The following is a 20,052-nucleotide window of genomic DNA, read 5'->3' as shown; positions in this document are numbered from 1 at the left end:
GGTTTAAGACAGGCTTTGCTCGAAATCGGCAAAGTCGAATTCGCGAACGGCACGCACGCTGCCGTCGAGTTCCTTGATGGCAATCGCCGGCATCTTCACGCCATTGAACCAGTTCTTCTTGACCATGGTGTAGCCGGCCGCATCCTCAAAGGAGATACGATCACCGACCTTCAGCTCCTTGTCGAACCGGAAGTCGCCGAAAATATCGCCCGCAAGGCAGGATTTGCCGCAGACCATGTAGGGATGTTCGCCCTCGTTCGGCAAAACCTTGGCGGTTTCGCGATAGATCAGGAGGTCGAGCATATGCGCTTCGATGGAGCTGTCGACGACGGCGAGGTTCTTGCCATTGAACAGCGTGTCGAGAACCGTCACTTCAAGCGTCGTGCTCTTGGTGATCGACGCTTCGCCGGGCTCAAGATAGACCTGAACGCCGTATTTTTCCGAAAAGGCCGCCAGGCGATCACAGAACTGGTCGAGCGGATAGTTGTCGCCGGTAAAATGGATGCCGCCGCCGAGGCTGACCCATTCCGCACGCGACAGGAGCGATCCGAATTTCTCTTCAATCTGCGTCAACATGCGGTCGAACAACGAAAAATCGCCGTTTTCGCAATTGTTGTGGATCATGAAGCCGGAGATCCGGTCCATGACCTTGTCGACCTTGGCGACATCCCATTCGCCGAGACGGCTGAAGGGACGTGCGGGATCGGCAAGATCGAAGCTCGAAGAGCTGACCTGCGGATTGAGGCGCAGACCCCGGGTGATACCGGAGGCCTTTTCTGCAAAGCGCTCAAGCTGGCTGATGGAATTGAAGATGATCTTGTCCGCGTTCGAAATCACCTCGTCGATTTCGTAGTCGGCATAAGCGACGGAATAGGCGTGGGTTTCGCCACTGAATTTCTCGCGGCCCAGACGCACTTCATAAAGCGACGACGAGGTGGTGCCGTCCATATATTGCGACATGAAATCGAAAACCGACCATGTTGCAAAGCACTTCAGCGCCAGAAGCGCCTTGGCGCCGGATTTTTCCCGCACATAGGCAATCTTCTCCATGTTGCGAAGAAGTTTTGTCTTGTCGATGAGGTAATAGGGCGTCTGAAGCATGGCTTTTCACATATTGATTGAAGTCAAGGTCCGTCTGGATGATGGGCCTTATATGATGCTTGTTACAGGAAAACAAATGTCCGGCACCGAATTCCCGGAAAATTGCCCCCGCCGCAAAATCCGCGGGAGAAAACTCGCCAAGCCGCGGAACCAAGCGGGCATCGGCGCGTTTGAATGGCGGACAATCGGGTTTACGGCTGCCGCAACGAAAGTTCGTAAGCGTCGGCATTGATCCGCGGCGGCAGTCTTTTTGACCTGACGCCATTTCCATCAACGATGTTCCAGGAAGGACTTCACCCATGGCAAGCGTGCGTAGCAGCGTCAACGACAAGATCCAGCAATCCCTCGAAAACGGCGATGCAGCCGATGTGGCAGCACAGCTTGCCCAACTTCGCGAAGATCTGGCAAATCTTGCCAAGAGCGTTAAGGCGCTGGGCGTTGGAGCCTCGCATGAACTGAAGGCGCAGGCCGCCCGCGTGGCCGACGACGCACTGACCGCTTCCGGCGAGATGGCCGACAGCGTTCGCAACGAAATTTCCTCGCTGAACGACAATCTGACGGATCAGGTCCAGAAGAACCCGCTGCAGTCCCTCGGCATCGCCGTTGGTGTCGGTTTCGTGCTCGCCCTCCTCACACGTCGATAAGGCTGCATCATGCTTGAGGCATTGCTGGTCTATCTGGGAGACACCCAGCGTGAAGGACGCGTCGTGACACGGCGCCTGCGCGCCACGATAATCCTTTGGGTGCTGACCGGGATATTCTTCCTGATCGCCTTCGTAGCTGCTGTCGTGGCGGGGTCCATCTATCTGGCCCGGCATGTCGGCGCAGGGCCGGCCGCGCTTGTCGTAGCCGGTACGGCGTTTCTGCTTGGTGTCATCATGTTGGTGGCGCTTGCGATCGTCAAACGTCCGAGAGCCTATGCCGCAAGACGACCCGTCGCATCCTTGACGGCGGCTCCCTTGACCGCAGCACCTCTGGCGCTGCAATCGCTCCTGACGCTGGCGATCCAGGCGCGCCCCTACGCGACGCTCGCCGTTGCCATGGCTGCCGGCTTTCTGGCAACCAGAGCCAACACCAGGAAAAAGAAATAGGCACGCCTTCAGGCGCGTTTAAGGCTCTTCGTCAAACTCTCATTCGCTGCTGCGCATCCGGACCATGGATGCGCAGTTTTTTTTATGTTACCCGCGGTGGATAGACTGGTTGATGGTGCTCAGTGCCACGCCGCCCTTATTTGAACAAAGTGAAATACAGTCTCCCGCACGTCCCGTTTTTTTTCTGAAAGGCGATTGATGAAGAAGAAAGTCCTTGTCGTCGGCGGTGCCGGCTATATCGGTTCGCATACCTGCCTTCTCCTGTCTGAGCGGGGATATGAACCGGTCGTTTTCGACAATCTGTCCAATGGACATGAGGAATTCGTCCGCTGGGGACCCTTCGAGCAGGGCGATATTCGCGACCGCGCGCGGCTGGACGAGGTTTTCGCCAAGCACCAGCCGGAGGCCGTACTCCACTTTGCGGCGCTGATTGAAGTCGGCGAATCGGTAAAGCAACCCGTGGCCTTCTACGACAACAACGTCATCGGTTCGCTCAACCTGCTGTCTGCCGCCATCGATGCCGGGGTCACGGCATTTGTTTTCTCCTCCACCTGCGCCACCTACGGTTTGCCGGAACAGGTGCCGATTGACGAGACGCACCGTCAGGCGCCGATCAACCCCTACGGCCGCACCAAATGGGTAGTCGAGCAGGCGCTGAAGGATTACAGCACCTATAAGGGGCTGCGCTCGGTGATGCTGCGCTATTTCAACGCCGCAGGTGCAGATTTCGAAGGCCGCATCGGCGAATGGCACAAGCCGGAAACCCACGCAATCCCGCTCGCCATCGAGGCGGCACTCGGTCGGCGTCAAGGCTTCAAGGTGTTCGGCACGGATTATGACACCCGCGACGGCACCTGCGTGCGTGACTACATCCATATTCTCGATCTTGCCGACGCCCATGTGCGGGCAGTGGACTATCTGCTGGCGGGCGGTGAAACGGTTGAACTCAACCTTGGCACCGGCACCGGCACGACTGTGAAGGAGTTGCTGGCTGCGATTTCGGACGTATCCGGCCGCCCCTTCCCGGTGGAATATACCGACCGCCGCGATGGCGATTCCACCACCCTTGTCGCCAATAACGACAAGGCAAAGGCGGTGTTGGGCTGGGAGCCGCGTTATTCCCTGTCTGATATCATCAAATCCGCCTGGGCTTGGCATTCCTCGCGCAACGCCGGGGACTGAGCGAACGCAATTTAAAACAAAAAGACACCGGCCAATGGCCGGTGTCTCTCGCGGGACGCCTGTTGAGGTCGATCCCGCTCCTGCCTCCCAGGTAAGGGGATCAGGGCTTGGTGGCGGACGTGGTGGTGCTGTCCGGAGCTGCAGGCGTTGCCGCGCTCTTTTCGCTGGCCTGCTGTTCCAGCGTCTTGAATTCCGGAGCAGCCTTCAGCGTTTCCGCCGTTTCGGTCGTCGTCAGGCGAATGGTGCCGTCCTGCGTGTTGCGGGTCATCGTTACCTTGTCCATAGGCACCGCGACATCCTTGGCACCTATACCGAGGAAACCGCCGACACCAATCACGGCTGCGACGAGACCGCCGTCTTTTTCCATGATGAGGTTGGTGACGTTACCGATGCTCTCGTCGGCTGCGGTATAAACCGACTTGCCGATGTAATCATTGGCACTGATCTGCGTTTCGCCCTGCTGGGTGATGTAAGCACCGCCCGTCGTCGCGGCCGCGCTATCATTGGCCAGAGGAGCCGCCGGCGCCATCGGGGTGGCGGGAGGCGTTGCCGGTTCGGTCTGAGCACTCGGATTTGCCGGTGCTGGCTGGGTTGTACCCTGAGCGATGGCAAGCGGCGCGAAAGCCGTCGTGCCCATCAGGGCGGCGGTGACGAGTATCGTAAGTTTCTTTGCCATTTTCGTACCTTCCTTTCATCGTTTTCGACTGGCCGGGCGGTGACGAGTTTCGCTTTCCACTCCATGACCGGTTCGCTTTGCAAACGGGCTGACCATTGAAATGGTTCCGATTTTTTCAGTCGCATAGACGCGATTGCGACATTTTGCGGCTCCCGAACGAAAAAATCAGGCATTGCTAAAGGAAGATGGCGCGGTATTATCCGTGACGTAACAATGCCGTAACTGCCGGAGTTTTTGCATGCCTCAACCCGGCAAAAAACTGAAAAACACGTTCTCGGCTTTACGTCGACGCAGTGCGAATTTTTTTCCGACGGCCTCCATCGGCACCTATCTGGTGGTGATGGCAACCGTCATCACCCTGCCGCTTATCCTTTTCGGCGGCTACTTGATGCTGCGCCTTGAAAGCGAAAAGCGCGACGACCTGCAACGGGAGACGATCGAGGATGTCAGGGTCGTCAGCCGCAACATCGATCGGCGCCTGCAGGAAATCGCCACCTCCCTCAATCTGCTGTCGCAATTCCCGGAACTCGAGAATGGCAATCTTGCCGCTTTTCAGGGACGTGTTGCCGAAAGCCTGAAACGGGAGGGCCTGTACGCCATTCTGGCTACCATGGAAGGCGAACAGTATCTCAATACCCGGGTGTCATTTGGCCAGCCTCTCAGCAAGGTGCCGGCCGAGGCCAATCTGGCCAAGGCAATCGAATCCCGTCGGATCACCGTTTCGGACATGTTTTTCGGCGCGACGAGCAAGGAATGGGTGTTCAACGTTACCTTGCCGCTCGACCCCAATCTGGGTTCCGCCGGAGATGCCCTGATCCTGACGCAGAATACAAGTGACCTGAGCCGGCTCATTCCCACGGAAAACCTGCCGCGCAACTGGGCGGTCGCCATTATCGACGGTAACAATCGTGTTGTCGTTTCCAGTGCGCAGAATGGGGTGGAAGTGGGCAAGCCATTTGCCAGCCCCGCCATTCTTTCAGAAATGCAGGCCTTCAGCGGCAATTTCTTCGACGACAAGGGCAACCTCTATGCCTATGCCCAATTGCCGGGCTGGCAATGGCGAACTGTGATGTGGGGGCCACTTGCCGCAAGTCAGGCAGCATTGGTCGACACGTGGCGGCAAATGATGATCGGCAGCACGATGCTCGTGCTCATCGCCATCGGCGGCGCCTATCTGGTCGGCCGGCAGTTGCGCAGTTCCATTCGCGATCTCACGCTCATGGCTGAACGCATCGGTGAAGGCGAGATCGTGGCGCCCGTCGATACCAAGATCAAGGAAGCCAACCAGGTCGCCGTCGCGCTCTCCAATGCTTCCTTCGACAGAAGCCAGTCGGAAGAACGGCTGCAACTTCTGCTGCACGAACTGGTTCACCGCTCCAAGAATATTCTTACGCTGGTTCAGGCGATGATCCGGCAATTGGGGCGGGAAAACAAAAGCATCCCGGAATTCCAGAAAGAGGTGGACCACCGCCTGCGCGGTCTCGGAATGTCGATCCGGGCATTGGCGGAGGTTCAATGGCAAGGCTTGCCGATCCGTAAGCTGATCGAGACCCACCTCGACGTTTTCGGCACCGTTTCGGAACGCTTCGAGCTGTCTGGGGACGATTTCATGCTTTCTCCGGAAGCGGCGCAAAATTTCGGGCTCGTGGTGCATGAGCTGACGACGAACTCCATCAAATACGGCGCCCTGTCGGTTGCGCTCGGAAAAATCACGGTGAGCTGGAAGCCGCTCGAAAAAGATGGACGTCAGATGATTTATATCGTCTGGACCGAAACGGGCGGGCCACCGGCGACGGAACCAAGCCGCAAGGGCTTTGGTACCACGGTCATCAAAAGGCATGCGGAAGGCGCATTCGGCGGACAGGTGGTGACGGAGTATCGCGAAACCGGGTTCGAATGGTCGCTTGAAGCGCCGATGCGCTATTTTATACCCAAGCGACCCGATCAGGCAGGCCCGCTTTGAAAAATGGCGTGCTGGATCCCCGTACCAGCAGACGAAAAGCAGCTAATTTCGCCCTCCACAAAAAAAATACGTTTTAGTGGAACCGAATTAGGGCAGATGCATTTTTACTGCAGGCCAAGCAATTCCCCCGTCCCCGCCTGACGCTTGGCTGACAATAAACAGGTTTCACCCCTGAAAACCTGTCATAATAAAAAAGCACGGCTCTTTCATGGGCCGTGCTTTTTTTTGCGTTCTCGCAAAAACGGCCGAAGTGCTGCCTATGAGGCAGGTCTCCAACCGAGGGCCATTATTTCGAAATTTCAAATGTCGGTGACGTCCCCGGAAGGAAATTTAAGCCGGTAGACGATCCGCTCCGGCGTGAGGTGATATTCGGCACTCCCGCCCAATGCGGATGGAACGACCTTTTCCAGCACGACGCTGCCGAAACTGCCGCGCCTCGCCTGCGCCGGCTCTTTCGATGGCATGATCGGCTCGATCCACTCAACGATACAAAAATCGCCTTCCTGTCGGCATTGCAGCGAGATTGGCGGATGATAGGCGAGATTGCCGCTATGGCTGACCGTATTGACGACCAGCTCATGGAAAGCCAGACCGATATAAAGCGCGCCATTCGGATTGAGCAGCAGGTTTTCACCTTCCATGTGAATGAGATTAGGATATTCCGGCACATAGAGATCGAATTGCTGGCGGAGAAGCTCGAATATGCGAGCACCTCTCCAGTCGGAATCCGTGATGAGATCCTGACTTTGGGCAAGAGCGTGTAACCGGCCCCGAAACTTGCGCAGAAAATCATCCTTGGTGAGGCTGAAACGGGCCGTCTGGCCCGCAAGGCTCTGGATGATCGCCAGGAGGTTCTTGGAACGGTGGCTGACCTCGCGCAGCAGCGAGCGCAAAAGCTGCTCGCGCCGCCGTTCCGCCGTCACCTCGCGAATAGTGGTTTTCATCACCGCCTGCTTCGCCTGGTTGAAGGTGGAATGGATCTGGAACTGGAAAACCCGGTCATTGCCGGCATTAACTTCCAGCATGCCCCGACTGCCCACCACATTCATATCTTTTTTGAGTTCGGCAAGCCGCTCTGAAAGATCGGTGCCAAACACATTTTCATCCGTGGGATGGCTATCGGTCGGCAGACGCCACACATCCGGCAGATTGGCCACGAATATATACTCCCGGTTCCAGTCTTGTAACATGACTGTCTCGCCCGAATCGAGCAAAGCGAGGACGAGCGAATCGTGTAGCTCGCTCTCGTTCCTCTCCGCGTTATGCCATGCCAGCCGATGCAAATTCATCTCCCTGCAAAAAGCCGTGAGATCACCTCACGACCGTAACCGCGAACGTCCGGGTACCGTAGTTGTTCCCGGACAGTCTACGGTTTCGGCAAATTTCACGCCGCGACGCGAGAGCTTTCGTTGAAAAACAGGGCCTGGCTGATAAGCGCTTTCACCATGTCCGGGTTGAACGGCTTCGTAACGAGGAATGTCGGCTCGGGCCGCTCACCCGTCAAAAGACGCTCAGGGAAGGCTGTAATGAAGATCACCGGCAGAGACGTCATCTGAAGGATCTCCTTCATGGCATCGAGCCCGGAGCTGCCGTCTGCAAGCTGGATGTCGGCAAGGATCATCTTCGGCTGCGTGCGGTTGAAGAGATCGATCGCCTCCGCATGCGTGCGGGCAATACCCGTAACGCGATGGCCGAGATCGGTGACCATCTGCTCGATATCCATGGCGATCAGAGGTTCGTCCTCGATAATCATGATATCGGTGGCAACCTGGCGGGCGATTTCAGAGGCCGCCTCATCGATCAGCTGGCCGATCTGGGCTTCAGTTACCCTCAGAACCTCTGCTGCTTCCGAAGCTGTGAACTCTTCGACCGTGGTCAGAAGGAAAGCCTGGCGGGCGAGCGCTGGTACCGCAGAGAGGTTGGCGGAAGCGCGCTTTTCCCAACCTGACAGGTTTTCATCGGCCTTTATATTGATCGTGACGGAACTAAAAATCGATACGAACAATTGATAAAGCGAAACCCGATCGTTGCTTGTCGGCGGGAAGATGCTGATATCGGCGATCAGAGCTTCAAGTGTTGCTGCAACATAGGCATCGCCAGTGGATTGAGAGCCGCAAACGGCACGCGCGAACCTGCGCAGATATGGCAGGTGCGGTGCGATGCGTGTAGAAACTGACATGGAATTCTCCCCTTTCATGCGGTCTGCAACGCAAACCCACGATAGCAACGTGCGCATCATAAAAAAAGTTCCGGATCGCCGGAACTATTTTTTTCATCGCGCATTCTTGCCACGACACAAAAGGAATACCGGACGTTATGAACATATTTCAATCGGACCAAGATTCTCCGGACAATCCGGCCAACCCTCAGGTCCCGCACTCTGGACGTGCGGTGATTTCCCGCAAGCTCAGGGAACTCTACGATGCTGTTCAGGAAGAAGGCATCCCTGACAAATTCCTCGATCTTCTCGAGAAACTCGATGAAGCCGAAAACAGAGCCAAAGACAAGGCTTCGGGGGAATGATGGCGAAAGAGCCGGAGCAGACAGAATACAATTTCAAACGGGAAATGCTGGCGGCACTGCCAAACCTGCGCGCATTCGCGATCTCACTCATCCGTTCGAGGGATCGCGCTGACGACCTCGTGCAGGATACGATCATGAAGGCCTGGGCGAAACAGGAGAGTTTCCAGCCTGGCACCAACATGCGCGCATGGCTGGTGACGATCCTGCGTAACGAATTCTACAGCCAGATTCGCAAGTCCGGCCGCGAAGTACAGGATACCGACGGGGTTTACACCTCGCGCCTGTCGGTGCCGCCAGAACAGCATGGTTCGGTCGATCTTCAGGATTTTCGTACGGCACTTGCAAAGTTGCCCGACGATCAGCGCGAAGCGATCTTGTTGATCGGCGCCTCGGGCTTTGCTTACGAAGAAGCAGCCGAGATTTGCGGGTGCCCGGTTGGCACGATCAAGAGCCGTGTCAGCCGCGCGCGATTGCGCCTGCAGGAACTTCTCGGCATCGAAAACGAAAACGAGTTTGGTCCTGACGCGCAGATGAGCGCCGTTACCGCCGCAGCCACCGCGCGCTGAGCTGGCAGAATTCGCAAAGCATTAGACGGGTAGGCTCATGCCTGCCCGTTTTTCTTCGCCGCGTCGTCAGATACCGGTCTCCTTGACCGACTGCATCACGACGAATGTCGAAGTGTTGGAAACCGATGGAAGGCTGGAGATTTTTTCGCCGAGCACCCTTCGGTATTTGCGGATATCGCTGGTGCGCACCTTCAGTAGATAATCGAAGGCGCCGGCGATCATGTGGCATTCCTCCACCTCCTTGATCTTGCGCACCGCCGTGTTGAATTCCTCAAGCGCCTTTTCGCGTGTGTCGGAAAGCTTGACCTCGGCGAAGGCGATATGGTCGACGCCCAGTTTCTGCGGATTGAGCACCGCACGGAAGCCCAGAATATAACCTTCATCCACCAACCGCTTGAGCCGCGTCTGGCACGGCGTCTTGGAGAGGCCGACCCTTTTCGACAGTTGCAGCACCGACATGCGCCCGTCTTCGCTGAGGGCCTCGAGAATCTTGAGATCGAAGTGGTCCAGATCGTCTGTTTTATGACTATTAGCCATGTGATTTCACGCCAATTTTGAATAATAAAAGTTCATATGGCCTGTTCTATCCTCAAAATAGGACCATAGCAATTTTTACGGCAATGATATTGTACACAGCAGAATGACAAGCGGCGAGCGGAGGACACGCTGCCGCTGACAGTCTGTCTTCAACAGCTTTTTCAGGATTTTCAGAATGGCCGATGGTGCAAGCAAAGCCGATGTAAACCCGCAGCAGACGGTGAACGGTATTTTCCAGAATTTTGCACCGCCCGTGCGCGAGCAGAGCCCGTTGCGCAAAGCAATTACCGCCGCTTACCGCCGCCCAGAGGAAGAGTGCCTGGCGCCTCTGATCGATGCTGCGACCGTCACGCCCGAGCAGGCCGCAGCCATTCGCACCACGGCAACCAAGCTGATCGAGGCGTTGCGCGCCAAGACGAAAGGCACCGGCGTCGAGGGGCTGGTGCAGGAATATTCGCTCTCCAGCCATGAGGGCGTGGCCCTGATGTGCCTTGCCGAAGCACTGCTGCGCATTCCCGACACCGCCACCCGCGACGCGCTGATCCGCGACAAGATCGCCCGCGGCGACTGGAAGTCCCACATCGGCGGCGGGCGCCCGCTGTTCGTCAACGCCGCAACCTGGGGTCTTGTCATCACCGGCAAGCTGACCTCGACGGTCAATGACAGCGGCCTTTCGGCGGCGCTGACCAAGCTGATCGCCAGGGCTGGCGAACCCGTCATTCGCCGCGGCGTCGATATGGCGATGCGCATGATGGGCGAGCAATTCGTGACCGGCGAAACGATTGGGGAAGCGATCAAGCGCTCGAAACCGCTGGAGGAACAGGGTTTCCAATATTCCTACGACATGCTCGGCGAAGCGGCGACCACCGCCAAGGATGCGGAGCGTTATTACAAGGACTACGAAAACGCGATCCACGCCATTGGCAAGGCCTCCGCCGGGCGTGGCATCTATGGTGGCCCCGGAATTTCCATCAAGCTTTCGGCCCTGCATCCGCGTTATGCCCGTGTGCAGGCAGAGCGGGTAATGGCGGAGCTTCTGCCGCGTGTGAAATCCCTGATGCTGCTCAGCAAGAAATACGATATCGGCCTCAACATTGACGCCGAGGAAGCCGACCGGCTGGAACTGTCGCTCGATCTTCTGGAGGAACTGGCGCTCGACAAGGATCTTGCCGGTTGGAACGGCCTAGGCTTCGTTGTGCAGGCCTATGGCCGCCGCTGCCCCTTTGTTCTCGACTACATCATCGATCTCGCCCAACGTGCCGGTCGCCGCATCATGGTGCGTCTTGTCAAGGGCGCCTACTGGGATGCGGAGATCAAGCGCGCACAGGTGGACGGGCTGGAAGACTTCCCGGTCTTCACCCGCAAAGTGCACACGGATGTCTCCTATATCGCCTGCGCCCGCAAGCTGCTTGCCGCGCGTGACGTCGTGTTCCCGCAATTTGCGACCCACAACGCCCAGTCCATGGCTACCATCTACCATCTCGCTGGTCCGGACTTCAAACTCGGTGATTACGAGTTCCAGTGCCTGCACGGCATGGGCGAACCGCTTTACAGCGAAGTCGTCGGCAAGAAAAAGCTCGATCGTCCCTGCCGCTTTTATGCGCCTGTTGGCACCCACGAGACGCTGCTTGCCTATCTCGTCCGCCGTCTGCTGGAAAACGGCGCGAACTCCTCCTTCGTCAACCGCATAGCAGATCCCGCCGTGCCGGTGGCTTCCCTGCTGGAAGATCCGGTCACCGTGGTCAAGGCTTACCCCGTTCCCGGCGCACGGCACGACCGCATTGCTGCACCCGCTGGTCTCTTCGGCCCCGAACGGGCAAATTCCGCCGGCCTCGATCTTTCGAATGAAACGGCACTTGCCGCGCTGGACAACGTCCTTAAGGCAGGTGCGACGACGGAATGGAAAGCCGCAGCACCGCATGCAGGCGGAAAGACACGCCCGGTCCTCAATCCCGGCGACCACAATGATGTCGTCGGTTATGTAACCGAACCGACAGAGGCCGATGTCGAAGCGGCAATGCAACGGGCCGCAGCCTCCAACTGGTCTTCCACGCCGGTCGAGGAGCGCGCCGCCTGCCTGGAGCGCGCTGCCGACCGGATGCAGGCCGAAATGCCGGCCCTGCTTGGCCTCATCATGCGCGAGGCCGGAAAATCCATGCCGAACGCCATTGCCGAGGTGCGCGAAGCGATTGACTTCCTGCGTTATTACGCAGCGGAAGCCCGGAAGACCTTCAAGGCCAACGAGACACCGCTCGGCCCGGTCGTCTGCATCAGCCCGTGGAACTTCCCGCTTGCCATCTTCATCGGCCAGGTAACGGCAGCACTGGTTGCCGGTAATCCGGTACTGGCAAAGCCCGCCGAAGAAACCCCGTTGATCGCCGCGCAGGGGGTACGCCTGCTGCATGAGGCAGGCGTTCCGCAGGACGCCGTGCAGCTTCTGCCAGGTGACGGCAAGACCGGTGCGGCACTAGTCGGCTCAGCGCTCACGGCGGGTGTGATGTTCACCGGATCCACTGAAGTGGCGCGGCTCATCCAGGGTCAACTCGCAGGCCGGGTTCTCGCAAACGGCCAGCCCGTTCCCCTGATTGCCGAGACCGGCGGCCAGAACGCCATGATCGTCGATTCCTCAGCGCTTGCCGAGCAGGTCGTCGCCGACGTCATCGCCTCTGCCTTCGACAGTGCCGGCCAGCGTTGCTCGGCGCTTCGCATTCTCTGCCTGCAGGAAGATGTGGCCGACCGCACCCTGACGATGCTGAAGGGCGCGCTGCACGAATTGCGCATCGGGCGCACCGATAGCCTTTCCGTCGATGTCGGCCCCGTGATCACCGCTGAAGCTAAAGGCATCATCGAAAAACACGTTGACAGCATGCGCGCACTCGGCCACCGGATCGAGCAGATTTCGCTTGCCGGCGAAACCGGCAAGGGCACCTTCGTGCCACCGACAATCATCGAGATGAAATCGCTCGCCGATCTTAAGAAAGAGGTCTTCGGGCCGGTGCTGCACGTCATCCGGTTCAAGCGCGACAATCTCGACCGGCTGATCGACGAGATCAACGCCACCGGCTATGGCCTGACCTTCGGCCTGCATACGCGTCTTGACGATACCATCCAGCATGTCCTGTCGCGCGTCGCGGCCGGTAATCTCTATGTGAACCGCAACATCATCGGCGCCGTGGTCGGCGTCCAGCCCTTTGGCGGGCGAGGCCTCTCCGGCACCGGCCCCAAGGCGGGCGGTCCGCTCTATCTCGGCCGCGTCACACAAACCGCGCCGAAGATCGACCGCGTTGCCAGCCAGCAGGACCAGGCGGCTGTCGATCTCGCCCGCTGGCTGGATGAAAACGGCCAGAGCGTTGCAGCCGAAGCCGCAAGACAGGCCGCAGCCCTATCCGGCCTCGGTTTCGAAACCGAACTGGCAGGCCCAGTCGGCGAACGCAACGTCTATGCGCTGCATCCGCGCGGCAAGGTGCTGCTTATTCCGGCCACGGAGCAAGGGCTCTATCGCCAGCTTGCGGCAGCGCTTGCCACCGGCAACTCGGTCGTTATCGATAATGCGTCGGGGCTGGAAAAGTCGATCTACGGATTGCCGGCAACCGTCACCTCGCGCATCACATGGGCTGACAGCTGGGAAAAATCCGCACCGTTCGCCGGCGCGCTGATCGAGGGCGATGCGGAACGTGTCGTTGCGATCAACAAGAAAATCGCCGCCCTGCCCGGTCCTCTGGTTCTGGTTCAGGCCGCCACGACGGAAGCGCTTGACCGTGAAACCCAGCCCTACAATCTCGACTGGCTGGTGGAAGAAGTCTCCGTCAGCGTCAACACAACGGCTGCCGGCGGCAATGCCAGCCTGATGAGCATCGGCTGATTATCTGGTTCCGGCAGGGTCTCGACCCTGCCGGTCCATCACATCACCCACCGATTTCACCACGACCGAAAAGCTGGTTCAGAACCTGCTCTTCAAGCCGCGCGAATTCCGGGGTGCCGTGTCGGCGCGGACGCGGCAGTTTCACATCGAGATCAAGGGCGATGCGCCCCTCATCAATCACGACGATGCGGTCTGCAAGTGCGACGGCTTCCGAAACATCGTGCGTAACGAGAACGGCGGTGAATTTCTGCTTGCGCCAGATGCGCTCCAGCAGAAGCTGCATTTCGATGCGGGTGAGCGCATCTAGCGCCCCGAGGGGTTCATCCAGCGCCAGAATTTGCGGATGCGCCACCAGCGCGCGTGCCAGCGCCACGCGCTGCTTCTGGCCTCCAGACAGGACATAGGGCCACTCGCCCGCCCGGTCCTTTAGCCCAACCTCTTCGAGAATGGCAAGCGCCTGCTCGTTCGCCGCCTCACCTTTGGCGATGCCGGTCAGGCCCACGGATACATTGTTTGCGATGCGCTCCCATGGCAGAAGGCGCGGCTCCTGAAACATCATGCGAGTGCGGCTCGATGCGTCTTTCGAAACGGTGCCGCTTGTGGGCGCATCAAGACCGGCCAAGATACGCAGAAGCGTGCTCTTGCCGCATCCACTCTTGCCGATAATAGCCAGAAACTCGCCTTCCCGCACATCGAGATCGATGCCGCGCAGAACCGGTTTATCGCCAAAGGTCTTTGTCACATTGCGGAAGCTGAAAGCGACCTTGCTGTCGTTCTGCTTGCCGCGCTGTTCAACCTTGGTCTCTGCCCCGGAAGGGGAGGATGATGGGGCATCGGGGCGTCTCAACGTCGTAACATTGCTGGTCGACATGGGTTACCTCAGACTTTCTTGAAGGCTGGATGCCACTGCAGGAAGATGCTTTCGAGGAAGCGGGCGAAACTGTCCGCCAGCTTGCCAAGAAGCGCGTAAATAAGGATCGACAGCACGACGACATCGATCAGCAGGAACTCGCGCGCCTGCATGGCCATGTAGCCGAGGCCGGAAGAGGAGGAAATTGTTTCCGCCACGATAAGCGTCAGCCACATGATGCCGAGCGCATAACGCAGGCCGGTGAAAATGGACGGCAGCGCGCCGGGCAGGATCACTCGCCGGAACAGGGTGAAGGGCGACATGCCATAGGTACGCCCCATCTCCACCAGTTGCGGATCGACCCCCTGAATGCCGAGCAGCGTGTTGATGTAGATGGGGAAAAACACTCCGAGTGCCACGAGGAAAAGCTTTGCCTCCTCGTCGATGCCGAACCAGAGGATGACGAGCGGAATGAGCGCCAGATGCGGGATGTTGCGGATCATCTGCAGCGTCGTGTCGGTAAAGCTGCGGGAAAACCGCGACAGTCCGTTGGCCAGCCCGAAGATGAAACCAATCGCGCCGCCAACGGCGAAACCGGCCAGAGCGCGAGCGGAGCTGACACCGATATTGGCGATGAGTTCCCCTGAAAGCAAAAGCCGCCAGAAGGCTTCCGCGACGGCAGAGGGAGCCGGCAGGACGTTTGCCGAAATGAGACCGACGCGGGCAGCAAGCTCCCAGCCGGCAAGAATGATGGCAGGAAGCAACCAGCCCGTGATGCTTCCAGCCTCGATACGCCTTCTGATGCTCATCGCGAAGCCCTCCGTATCCGGGATCAGTTGGTGGCGCCTGACCAGACGGCATCCTTGATGCTGATCTGCTTAGGGATCAGGCCCAGGCGATAAAAGCGGTCGGCAGTTTCCTGCTGGCTGGCAATGATCTTGTCATCGATTTTCGAAATACCGAATTCCGAACGGTTCGCAGCCAGCGTCTGCGCTTCCAGCGGTACACCTGTCACCTCATGCAGGGCTGCCGCAACCTTGTCGCGGTTGGCGGCGGACCATTTGGCCGCCTCGCCCAGGGCATCAAGCGTTATATTGATGGTGTCGGCATGGGATTTGGCATAGTCGCGGTTGGCGAGGAAATAGGTACTCACATTGAGAACCTCGCTGGTGCGGGCCAGAGTGACGGGCTTATAGCGCGTCTCGGCAATTGCATAGAACGGATCCCAGACGGCCCAGGCGTCGATCTTGTCGCTGGCAAAGGCTGCCGCCGCGTCAGCCGGGCTGAGATAGACCACGTCGATATCGCTAAATTTCAGGCCGTTCTTCTCAATTGCCGCCACCAGCAGATTGTGGGCGCTTGTGCCCTTGCCGACGCCGACCTTCTTGCCCTTCAGATCGGCAACCGACTTTATACCGCTCTCGGGCTTGGTGAAGATCGCCTCACCCTTACCGTTTGAGGGAAGAGCCGCAACGTAAACGATGGCCGAACCGGCCGCCTGACCGAAGATTGGCGGCGCATCGCCCGTCCAGCCGACATTGATGGAGCCAACATTCAAGGCCTCCACCAGCGGCGGGCCTGCGGTGAATTCGACCCACGAAACCTTGACGCCCTTGGCCTCAAGCGCCTTTTCGATAACGCCCTGTTGCCTCGCGATCACCGGCAGGCCGGTTTTCTGATAACCGATCTTCAGCTCTTCCGCCGCCTGCGCCTGCAAGGGCAGCACGGATAATGCAGCGGCAACAAGAAAACTGGCGGAGAGGGCACGACGGGTAATGGCTGGCATCTTAGCTCCTTGTCGCCGACCCCCTGGGGCCGGTTTGCGATATGGAGCAATGCTAGGGTTTTCGATGAAAACGATAGAGAGAGGATAATTCAATATGAGCGATATTGCGGGAATAAAATTCCGCAGAGACGCCTCTTTCCCGCAAATCGTCGCAGGAAGCATTACCAAGCCTGCTTAACAGACGAATGCCGGTGCGGACTGGCCGCACCGGCATGATGGATCAATATCGCTATCGAACGCGCAAACTTGCGAAGCGATTTACTCGATATCGAAGGAAACGCCCTGCGCCAAAGGCAGCGCCTTGGAGTAGTTGATGGTGTTGGTGGCGCGGCGCATATAGGCCTTCCATGCATCCGAACCGGATTCGCGGCCACCGCCGGTTTCCTTTTCACCACCGAATGCGCCGCCGATTTCCGCGCCCGAGGTTCCGATATTGACGTTGGCGATGCCGCAATCCGAGCCTTCCGAAGACAGGAAACGTTCCGATTCCTGAATGTCGCGGGTGAAGATCGACGACGACAGACCAGCGGCAACGGCGTTATGCGCGTCAATCGCCTGATCGAGATCGCTGTACTTCATCACATAAAGGATCGGCGCGAAGGTCTCTTCCAACACCGGCCCCGCCTGTTCAGGCATTTCGACAAGTGCCGGCTTTACATAATAGGCATCCGGCGCACCCGTATCCACTCGCCCGCCGCCATTCACCACGCCGTCATGCGCCTTGGCCGCTTCGAGCGCCTTCTGCATGCCGTCGAAAGCCGCCTTGTCCACCAGCGGTCCGACAAGCGCCGATGTTTCGAGCGGATTGCCGACGGATACGGAGGCGTAGGCCTTTTTCAGACGCGGCACGAGCTGGTCGTAAACACTGTCATGCACGAAGAGACGGCGAAGCGTGGTGCAGCGCTGGCCGGCCGTGCCCATGGCGCCGAAGGCAATGGCGCGCAGCGCCATGTCGAGATCGGCAGACGGGCAGACGATGCCGGCATTGTTGCCGCCCAGTTCCAGAATGGCGCGGGCGAAGCGCTTCGCCAGACGCGGGCCGACATCGCGGCCCATGCGGGTGGAACCGGTTGCAGAAACCAGGGGAACCTTGGGGTTGTCCACCAATGCTTCACCAACGGCGCGGTCGCCGATCAGAAGCTGCGACAGCCCTTCCGGCGCATCGCCAAAACGGGCTACGGCACGTTCGAAGATGCCCTGAACCGCAAGTGCCGTCAGCGGGGTCTTTTCAGATGGCTTCCAGACCACCGAATTGCCGCAGACTAGCGCGAGTGCCGCGTTCCACGACCAGACCGCGACCGGAAAATTGAAAGCGGAGATAACGCCGACAACGCCGAGCGGATGCCAGGTTTCCATCATACGGTGGCCGGGGCGTTCGGTGGCGATGGTGAGGCCGTAAAGCTGGCGGGACAAGCCGACCGCGAAATCGCAGATATCGATCATCTCCTGCACTTCGCCGAGACCTTCGGACGGGACCTTGCCCGCTTCCAGCGAGACGAGCCGACCGAGATCTGCCTTGAAGGAGCGCAGTTCTTCGCCCAGAAGCCGGATCAGTTCGCCACGGCGCGGAGCAGGCACGTTGCGCCAAATCTTGAAGGCGGCATCGGCCTTGTCGACCACGGCTGCGACACCCTCGACCGAAATGGTCTTGAGGCTTGCGATCTGTTCACCCGTTACCGGGCTGAACGACGCCATATCGCCGCCGGTATAAAGATCGCGGGCGACGCCCATTCTGTCGAGCAGGGCCGCGGCTTCCTGTTTCACGTCAAGCTTCGTGGTCGCATCCATGTCAAATTATCCTTTTTGGCTCAAAGGGGAGGAAAGGCCGTTTTTGATACGGCGCTTTCAACTCCCGTCGCTGTTCTTTCCCCGAATTTATCATTTTGTGAAACGGCGCCTCCGTCGAAGCCGGCAAAACACCATTCCATTCTTTCCCGTAATCATATATGGCCATAATGACCCTTTTCCAATGAGGAAAGCGGGTAGGTTGATGCGAGAATGGTATGGATCCGCGCAGAAGACTGGTCCCTGATATCGTAACCCTGCAAGCATTCGAGTGTGCCGCAAGGCATGGGAATTTTACCCGTGCGGCGGAAGAACTCAACCTCACGCAAAGTGCGGTCAGCCGGCAGATCGGCGAACTCGAGGCGCAGACCGGAATGCAGCTTTTCGAACGCATCCGCCGGCGCGTCGTCCTGTCGGAAGCGGGTCGCAAATTCCTGCCAGACGTGCGGCGCCTGTTGCAGCAATCCGAACAGCTGATGGTGCGCGCGGTCTCGGCCGGAACATCTCATGCATCACTTTCCGTCGCCACCCTGCCAACCTTCGGCAGCCGCTGGCTGATGCCGCGTCTGCACCGCTTCATCGACGCCAACCCGGAAATGACCATCACCATCGGCTCGCGCTCGCACCCTTTCGATTTCGATGAGGAAGGTTTCGACCTCGCCATCCATTACGGCCAGCCGGTCTGGGCGCACGGCACCTGCACCTTTTTATGCAACGAAGTGATCGTGCCGGTCGCCAGCCCCGCTCTGCTTCAGCGCGCGGGAATGAGAGAGCCGGAGGATTTTAACCGACAACCGTTGCTGCACGTGACCACACGGCCGAAACTATGGACTGAGTGGCTGGAGATGAATGGGGTAACGGCGGAGAATGCCTATAGAGGCAGCCGTTTCGACCAGTTTTCGATGATCATTGAAGCAGCCATAAGCGGCATTGGCTTTGCCCTTCTGCCGAAATATCTGATCGAGGCGGAACTCGTCTCCGGCCGTCTCGAAATCGTCTTCGACATTCCACTGCAAACCGACAAGAGCTATTATGTTGCCCTGCCGGAAGGGCGGCAGGACAATGTCCTTGCCCGCGCCTTCCAGGCATGGCTTCTCGATCAGGTCGGCAAGCCGGCCTAGATATTCACACAGTGCCGCCGATGGAAACCTCGTCAAGCCCCGGCAGATCGGGGCCGACCGGCACGATCCGGGTCGGATTGAGCGCCTTGATCGAATAATAACCGCGCTTGATGTGGTCGATATTGACCGTGTCACGCACGCCCGGAATGTTTAGCACCCGCATCATATAGGCCTGCAGGGCCCGATAGTCGGCAATGCGGCGAAGGTTGCACTTGAAGAGGGCGTAATAGGCGGCATCGAAACGCACCAGCGTCACGAAAAGCCTGACATCCGTTTCCGTCAGGCGATCGCCGAAGAGGAAGGGACCGCCTGATGCCAGGCGAGTTTCAAGTTCCTGAAGTGTCGCGAAGACGTCGGCAAAGGCTTCCTCATAGGCAAGCTGGGTGGTGGCAAAACCGGTTCTGTAGACACCGTTGTTGAGGCGGGGATAGATATGGTCGTTGAGCGCATCAATCGCGTCCCGCAGATCTTCCGGATAAAGATCGATGCCGTTATCGGCCAGATCGCCGAAACCGGAATTCAGCATGCGGAGAATGTCGGCGGATTCGTTGTTGACGATGGTTTTCGTCTTCTTGTCCCAAAGAACCGGAACGGTGGCACGGCCGGTATAATGCGGATCGGCGCTGGTATAGGCTTCGTGCATATAAGCGAAGCCGTTCAGCCCGTCGCGATCCGAACCTGGATAATCGCCGAATTTCCAACCCTCGTCGGAGAGCGCCGGCTCCACAATTGAGACCGAAATGACATCCTCGAGCTTCTTGAGCTTGCGGCCGATCAGCGTGCGTGAGGCCCATGGACAAATCAGCGCGACATAGAGATGATAGCGCCCAGCCTCGGCCTTGAAACCGCCCTCTCCCGTCGGGCCTGCTGAACCATCAGACGTTACCCAGTTGCGGAAGCCGGATGTCTGGCGAACGAAACCACCCTTCTTGTCGGTCGCCTGCACCGGGTGCCATTCGGCGGTCCACTTTCCATCCACGAGCATTTTGGGCTCTCCATTCATCTATCG

At 58.6% G+C, this 20,052-nt stretch carries 19 protein-coding genes; 9 read left to right on the top strand and 10 right to left on the bottom strand.

What is annotated here, in order from left to right; all coding sequences use genetic code 11:
* Positions 1–3 precede the first annotated feature (3 nt).
* Positions 4–1,101 carry a carboxynorspermidine decarboxylase gene (gene nspC, locus J5276_RS21280; RefSeq protein ID WP_004432082.1) on the bottom strand — a complete coding sequence of 366 codons (1,098 nt, stop codon included), beginning with the start codon at positions 1,099–1,101 and terminating at the stop codon, positions 4–6.
* On the opposite strand from nspC, the gene J5276_RS21275 reads away from it, so the two are divergent.
* From J5276_RS21275 to galE, 4 genes are all read left to right on the top strand, one after another.
* Entirely contained in the window at positions 1,100–1,333 is a 234-nt protein-coding gene (locus J5276_RS21275; RefSeq protein ID WP_004432079.1) for a hypothetical protein, read from the top strand. The two genes, nspC and J5276_RS21275, sit on opposite strands and share 2 nt — an antisense overlap.
* A gap of 67 nt (positions 1,334–1,400) precedes the next feature.
* Positions 1,401–1,745, top strand: a complete 345-nt coding sequence (locus tag J5276_RS21270) for a YqjD family protein (RefSeq protein WP_004432077.1) — start codon at positions 1,401–1,403, stop codon at positions 1,743–1,745.
* Positions 1,746–1,754: 9 nt separating this feature from the next.
* Positions 1,755–2,192, top strand: a complete 438-nt coding sequence (locus J5276_RS21265) for a hypothetical protein (protein WP_004432075.1) — start codon at positions 1,755–1,757, stop codon at positions 2,190–2,192.
* 198 nt (positions 2,193–2,390) lie between these two features.
* Positions 2,391–3,374 carry a UDP-glucose 4-epimerase GalE gene (gene galE / locus J5276_RS21260; RefSeq protein WP_004432073.1) on the top strand — a complete coding sequence of 328 codons (984 nt, stop codon included), beginning with the start codon at positions 2,391–2,393 and terminating at the stop codon, positions 3,372–3,374.
* 100 nt (positions 3,375–3,474) lie between these two features.
* Here the strand turns inward: galE and J5276_RS21255 are convergent, their stop codons facing one another.
* Positions 3,475–4,050 (bottom strand): PRC-barrel domain-containing protein, encoded by a 576-nt coding sequence (locus J5276_RS21255; RefSeq protein ID WP_004432071.1) that lies wholly within the window; start codon positions 4,048–4,050, stop codon positions 3,475–3,477.
* Positions 4,051–4,288: 238 nt separating this feature from the next.
* Between J5276_RS21255 and J5276_RS21250 the strand changes: the two genes are divergently transcribed.
* Entirely contained in the window at positions 4,289–6,013 is a 1,725-nt protein-coding gene (locus J5276_RS21250; RefSeq protein WP_004432069.1) for a sensor histidine kinase, read from the top strand.
* Between the two features lie 299 nt (positions 6,014–6,312).
* On the opposite strand, the gene J5276_RS21245 is transcribed toward J5276_RS21250, so the two are convergent.
* Together J5276_RS21245 and J5276_RS21240 are read right to left on the bottom strand one after the other, a co-directional pair.
* Positions 6,313–7,302 (bottom strand): sensor histidine kinase, encoded by a 990-nt coding sequence (locus J5276_RS21245; RefSeq protein WP_035252645.1) that lies wholly within the window; start codon positions 7,300–7,302, stop codon positions 6,313–6,315.
* Between the two features lie 95 nt (positions 7,303–7,397).
* Complete coding sequence (locus tag J5276_RS21240; protein WP_004432063.1) at positions 7,398–8,192, bottom strand: response regulator; 795 nt, start codon at positions 8,190–8,192, stop codon at positions 7,398–7,400.
* A gap of 137 nt (positions 8,193–8,329) precedes the next feature.
* Between J5276_RS21240 and J5276_RS30425 the strand changes: the two genes are divergently transcribed.
* The gene (locus tag J5276_RS30425; RefSeq protein WP_004432062.1) at positions 8,330–8,536 is read left to right on the top strand and encodes a NepR family anti-sigma factor; all 207 of its coding nucleotides are present in this window, start codon (positions 8,330–8,332) and stop codon (positions 8,534–8,536) included.
* The gene (locus J5276_RS21230) at positions 8,536–9,102 is read left to right on the top strand and encodes an RNA polymerase sigma factor (protein ID WP_004432061.1); all 567 of its coding nucleotides are present in this window, start codon (positions 8,536–8,538) and stop codon (positions 9,100–9,102) included. Before J5276_RS30425 ends, J5276_RS21230 begins: the two co-directional genes overlap by 1 nt.
* A gap of 66 nt (positions 9,103–9,168) precedes the next feature.
* On the opposite strand, the gene J5276_RS21225 is transcribed toward J5276_RS21230, so the two are convergent.
* A complete protein-coding gene (locus J5276_RS21225; protein WP_004432060.1) occupies positions 9,169–9,639 on the bottom strand; it encodes an Lrp/AsnC ligand binding domain-containing protein in 471 nt (156 codons plus the stop codon).
* Positions 9,640–9,814: 175 nt separating this feature from the next.
* On the opposite strand from J5276_RS21225, the gene putA reads away from it, so the two are divergent.
* Positions 9,815–13,501: a trifunctional transcriptional regulator/proline dehydrogenase/L-glutamate gamma-semialdehyde dehydrogenase gene (gene putA / locus J5276_RS21220; protein ID WP_209159645.1), complete on the top strand. Its 3,687-nt coding sequence runs from the start codon at positions 9,815–9,817 to the stop codon at positions 13,499–13,501.
* A 43-nt stretch (positions 13,502–13,544) separates the two neighbouring features.
* Here the strand turns inward: putA and J5276_RS21215 are convergent, their stop codons facing one another.
* The 4 genes from J5276_RS21215 to J5276_RS21200 form a co-directional block, all read right to left on the bottom strand.
* Positions 13,545–14,372, bottom strand: a complete 828-nt coding sequence (locus tag J5276_RS21215) for an ABC transporter ATP-binding protein (protein ID WP_004432043.1) — start codon at positions 14,370–14,372, stop codon at positions 13,545–13,547.
* Positions 14,373–14,380: 8 nt separating this feature from the next.
* On the bottom strand, positions 14,381–15,160 hold the full coding sequence (locus J5276_RS21210) for an ABC transporter permease subunit (protein WP_004432039.1): 780 nt from the start codon (positions 15,158–15,160) through the stop codon (positions 14,381–14,383).
* Positions 15,161–15,183: 23 nt separating this feature from the next.
* On the bottom strand, positions 15,184–16,137 hold the full coding sequence (locus J5276_RS21205) for an aliphatic sulfonate ABC transporter substrate-binding protein (RefSeq protein ID WP_004432036.1): 954 nt from the start codon (positions 16,135–16,137) through the stop codon (positions 15,184–15,186).
* Between the two features lie 258 nt (positions 16,138–16,395).
* On the bottom strand, positions 16,396–17,925 hold the full coding sequence (locus J5276_RS21200) for an aldehyde dehydrogenase family protein (protein ID WP_013762124.1): 1,530 nt from the start codon (positions 17,923–17,925) through the stop codon (positions 16,396–16,398).
* Between the two features lie 215 nt (positions 17,926–18,140).
* Between J5276_RS21200 and J5276_RS21195 the strand changes: the two genes are divergently transcribed.
* Positions 18,141–19,043 carry a LysR family transcriptional regulator gene (locus J5276_RS21195; RefSeq protein ID WP_004432029.1) on the top strand — a complete coding sequence of 301 codons (903 nt, stop codon included), beginning with the start codon at positions 18,141–18,143 and terminating at the stop codon, positions 19,041–19,043.
* 4 nt (positions 19,044–19,047) lie between these two features.
* Here J5276_RS21195 and J5276_RS21190 read toward each other — a convergent pair whose 3' ends face one another.
* A complete protein-coding gene (locus tag J5276_RS21190) occupies positions 19,048–20,028 on the bottom strand; it encodes a glutathione S-transferase family protein (protein WP_174012243.1) in 981 nt (326 codons plus the stop codon).
* Between the last annotated feature and the right edge of the window lie 24 nt (positions 20,029–20,052).

The organism is Agrobacterium sp. S7/73 (assembly GCF_019355535.1).
In the GTDB taxonomy this organism is placed as follows: domain Bacteria; phylum Pseudomonadota; class Alphaproteobacteria; order Rhizobiales; family Rhizobiaceae; genus Agrobacterium; species Agrobacterium tumefaciens.
Note: the sequence above shows the minus strand (reverse complement) of the source record. Positions and strands in the feature narration are given on the sequence as shown.

What these genes read in the sequence shown, in the direction of transcription:
- J5276_RS21275 (WP_004432079.1), top strand. Translation starts at nt 1,100, where the DNA reads ATGGCTTTTCACATATTGATTGAAGTCAAGGTCCGTCTGGATGATGGG.
- J5276_RS21270 (WP_004432077.1), top strand. Translation starts at nt 1,401, where the DNA reads ATGGCAAGCGTGCGTAGCAGCGTCAACGACAAGATCCAGCAATCCCTC.
- J5276_RS21255 (WP_004432071.1), bottom strand. Translation starts at nt 4,050, where the DNA reads ATGGCAAAGAAACTTACGATACTCGTCACCGCCGCCCTGATGGGCACG.
- putA (WP_209159645.1), top strand. Translation starts at nt 9,815, where the DNA reads ATGGCCGATGGTGCAAGCAAAGCCGATGTAAACCCGCAGCAGACGGTG.
- nspC (WP_004432082.1), bottom strand. Translation starts at nt 1,101, where the DNA reads ATGCTTCAGACGCCCTATTACCTCATCGACAAGACAAAACTTCTTCGC.
- J5276_RS21250 (WP_004432069.1), top strand. Translation starts at nt 4,289, where the DNA reads ATGCCTCAACCCGGCAAAAAACTGAAAAACACGTTCTCGGCTTTACGT.
- J5276_RS21200 (WP_013762124.1), bottom strand. Translation starts at nt 17,925, where the DNA reads ATGGATGCGACCACGAAGCTTGACGTGAAACAGGAAGCCGCGGCCCTG.
- J5276_RS21210 (WP_004432039.1), bottom strand. Translation starts at nt 15,160, where the DNA reads ATGAGCATCAGAAGGCGTATCGAGGCTGGAAGCATCACGGGCTGGTTG.
- J5276_RS21230 (WP_004432061.1), top strand. Translation starts at nt 8,536, where the DNA reads ATGGCGAAAGAGCCGGAGCAGACAGAATACAATTTCAAACGGGAAATG.
- J5276_RS21245 (WP_035252645.1), bottom strand. Translation starts at nt 7,302, where the DNA reads ATGAATTTGCATCGGCTGGCATGGCATAACGCGGAGAGGAACGAGAGC.
- J5276_RS21240 (WP_004432063.1), bottom strand. Translation starts at nt 8,192, where the DNA reads ATGTCAGTTTCTACACGCATCGCACCGCACCTGCCATATCTGCGCAGG.
- J5276_RS21215 (WP_004432043.1), bottom strand. Translation starts at nt 14,372, where the DNA reads ATGTCGACCAGCAATGTTACGACGTTGAGACGCCCCGATGCCCCATCA.
- J5276_RS21195 (WP_004432029.1), top strand. Translation starts at nt 18,141, where the DNA reads ATGGATCCGCGCAGAAGACTGGTCCCTGATATCGTAACCCTGCAAGCA.
- galE (WP_004432073.1), top strand. Translation starts at nt 2,391, where the DNA reads ATGAAGAAGAAAGTCCTTGTCGTCGGCGGTGCCGGCTATATCGGTTCG.
- J5276_RS21225 (WP_004432060.1), bottom strand. Translation starts at nt 9,639, where the DNA reads ATGGCTAATAGTCATAAAACAGACGATCTGGACCACTTCGATCTCAAG.
- J5276_RS21205 (WP_004432036.1), bottom strand. Translation starts at nt 16,137, where the DNA reads ATGCCAGCCATTACCCGTCGTGCCCTCTCCGCCAGTTTTCTTGTTGCC.
- J5276_RS21190 (WP_174012243.1), bottom strand. Translation starts at nt 20,028, where the DNA reads ATGCTCGTGGATGGAAAGTGGACCGCCGAATGGCACCCGGTGCAGGCG.
- J5276_RS21265 (WP_004432075.1), top strand. Translation starts at nt 1,755, where the DNA reads ATGCTTGAGGCATTGCTGGTCTATCTGGGAGACACCCAGCGTGAAGGA.
- J5276_RS30425 (WP_004432062.1), top strand. Translation starts at nt 8,330, where the DNA reads ATGAACATATTTCAATCGGACCAAGATTCTCCGGACAATCCGGCCAAC.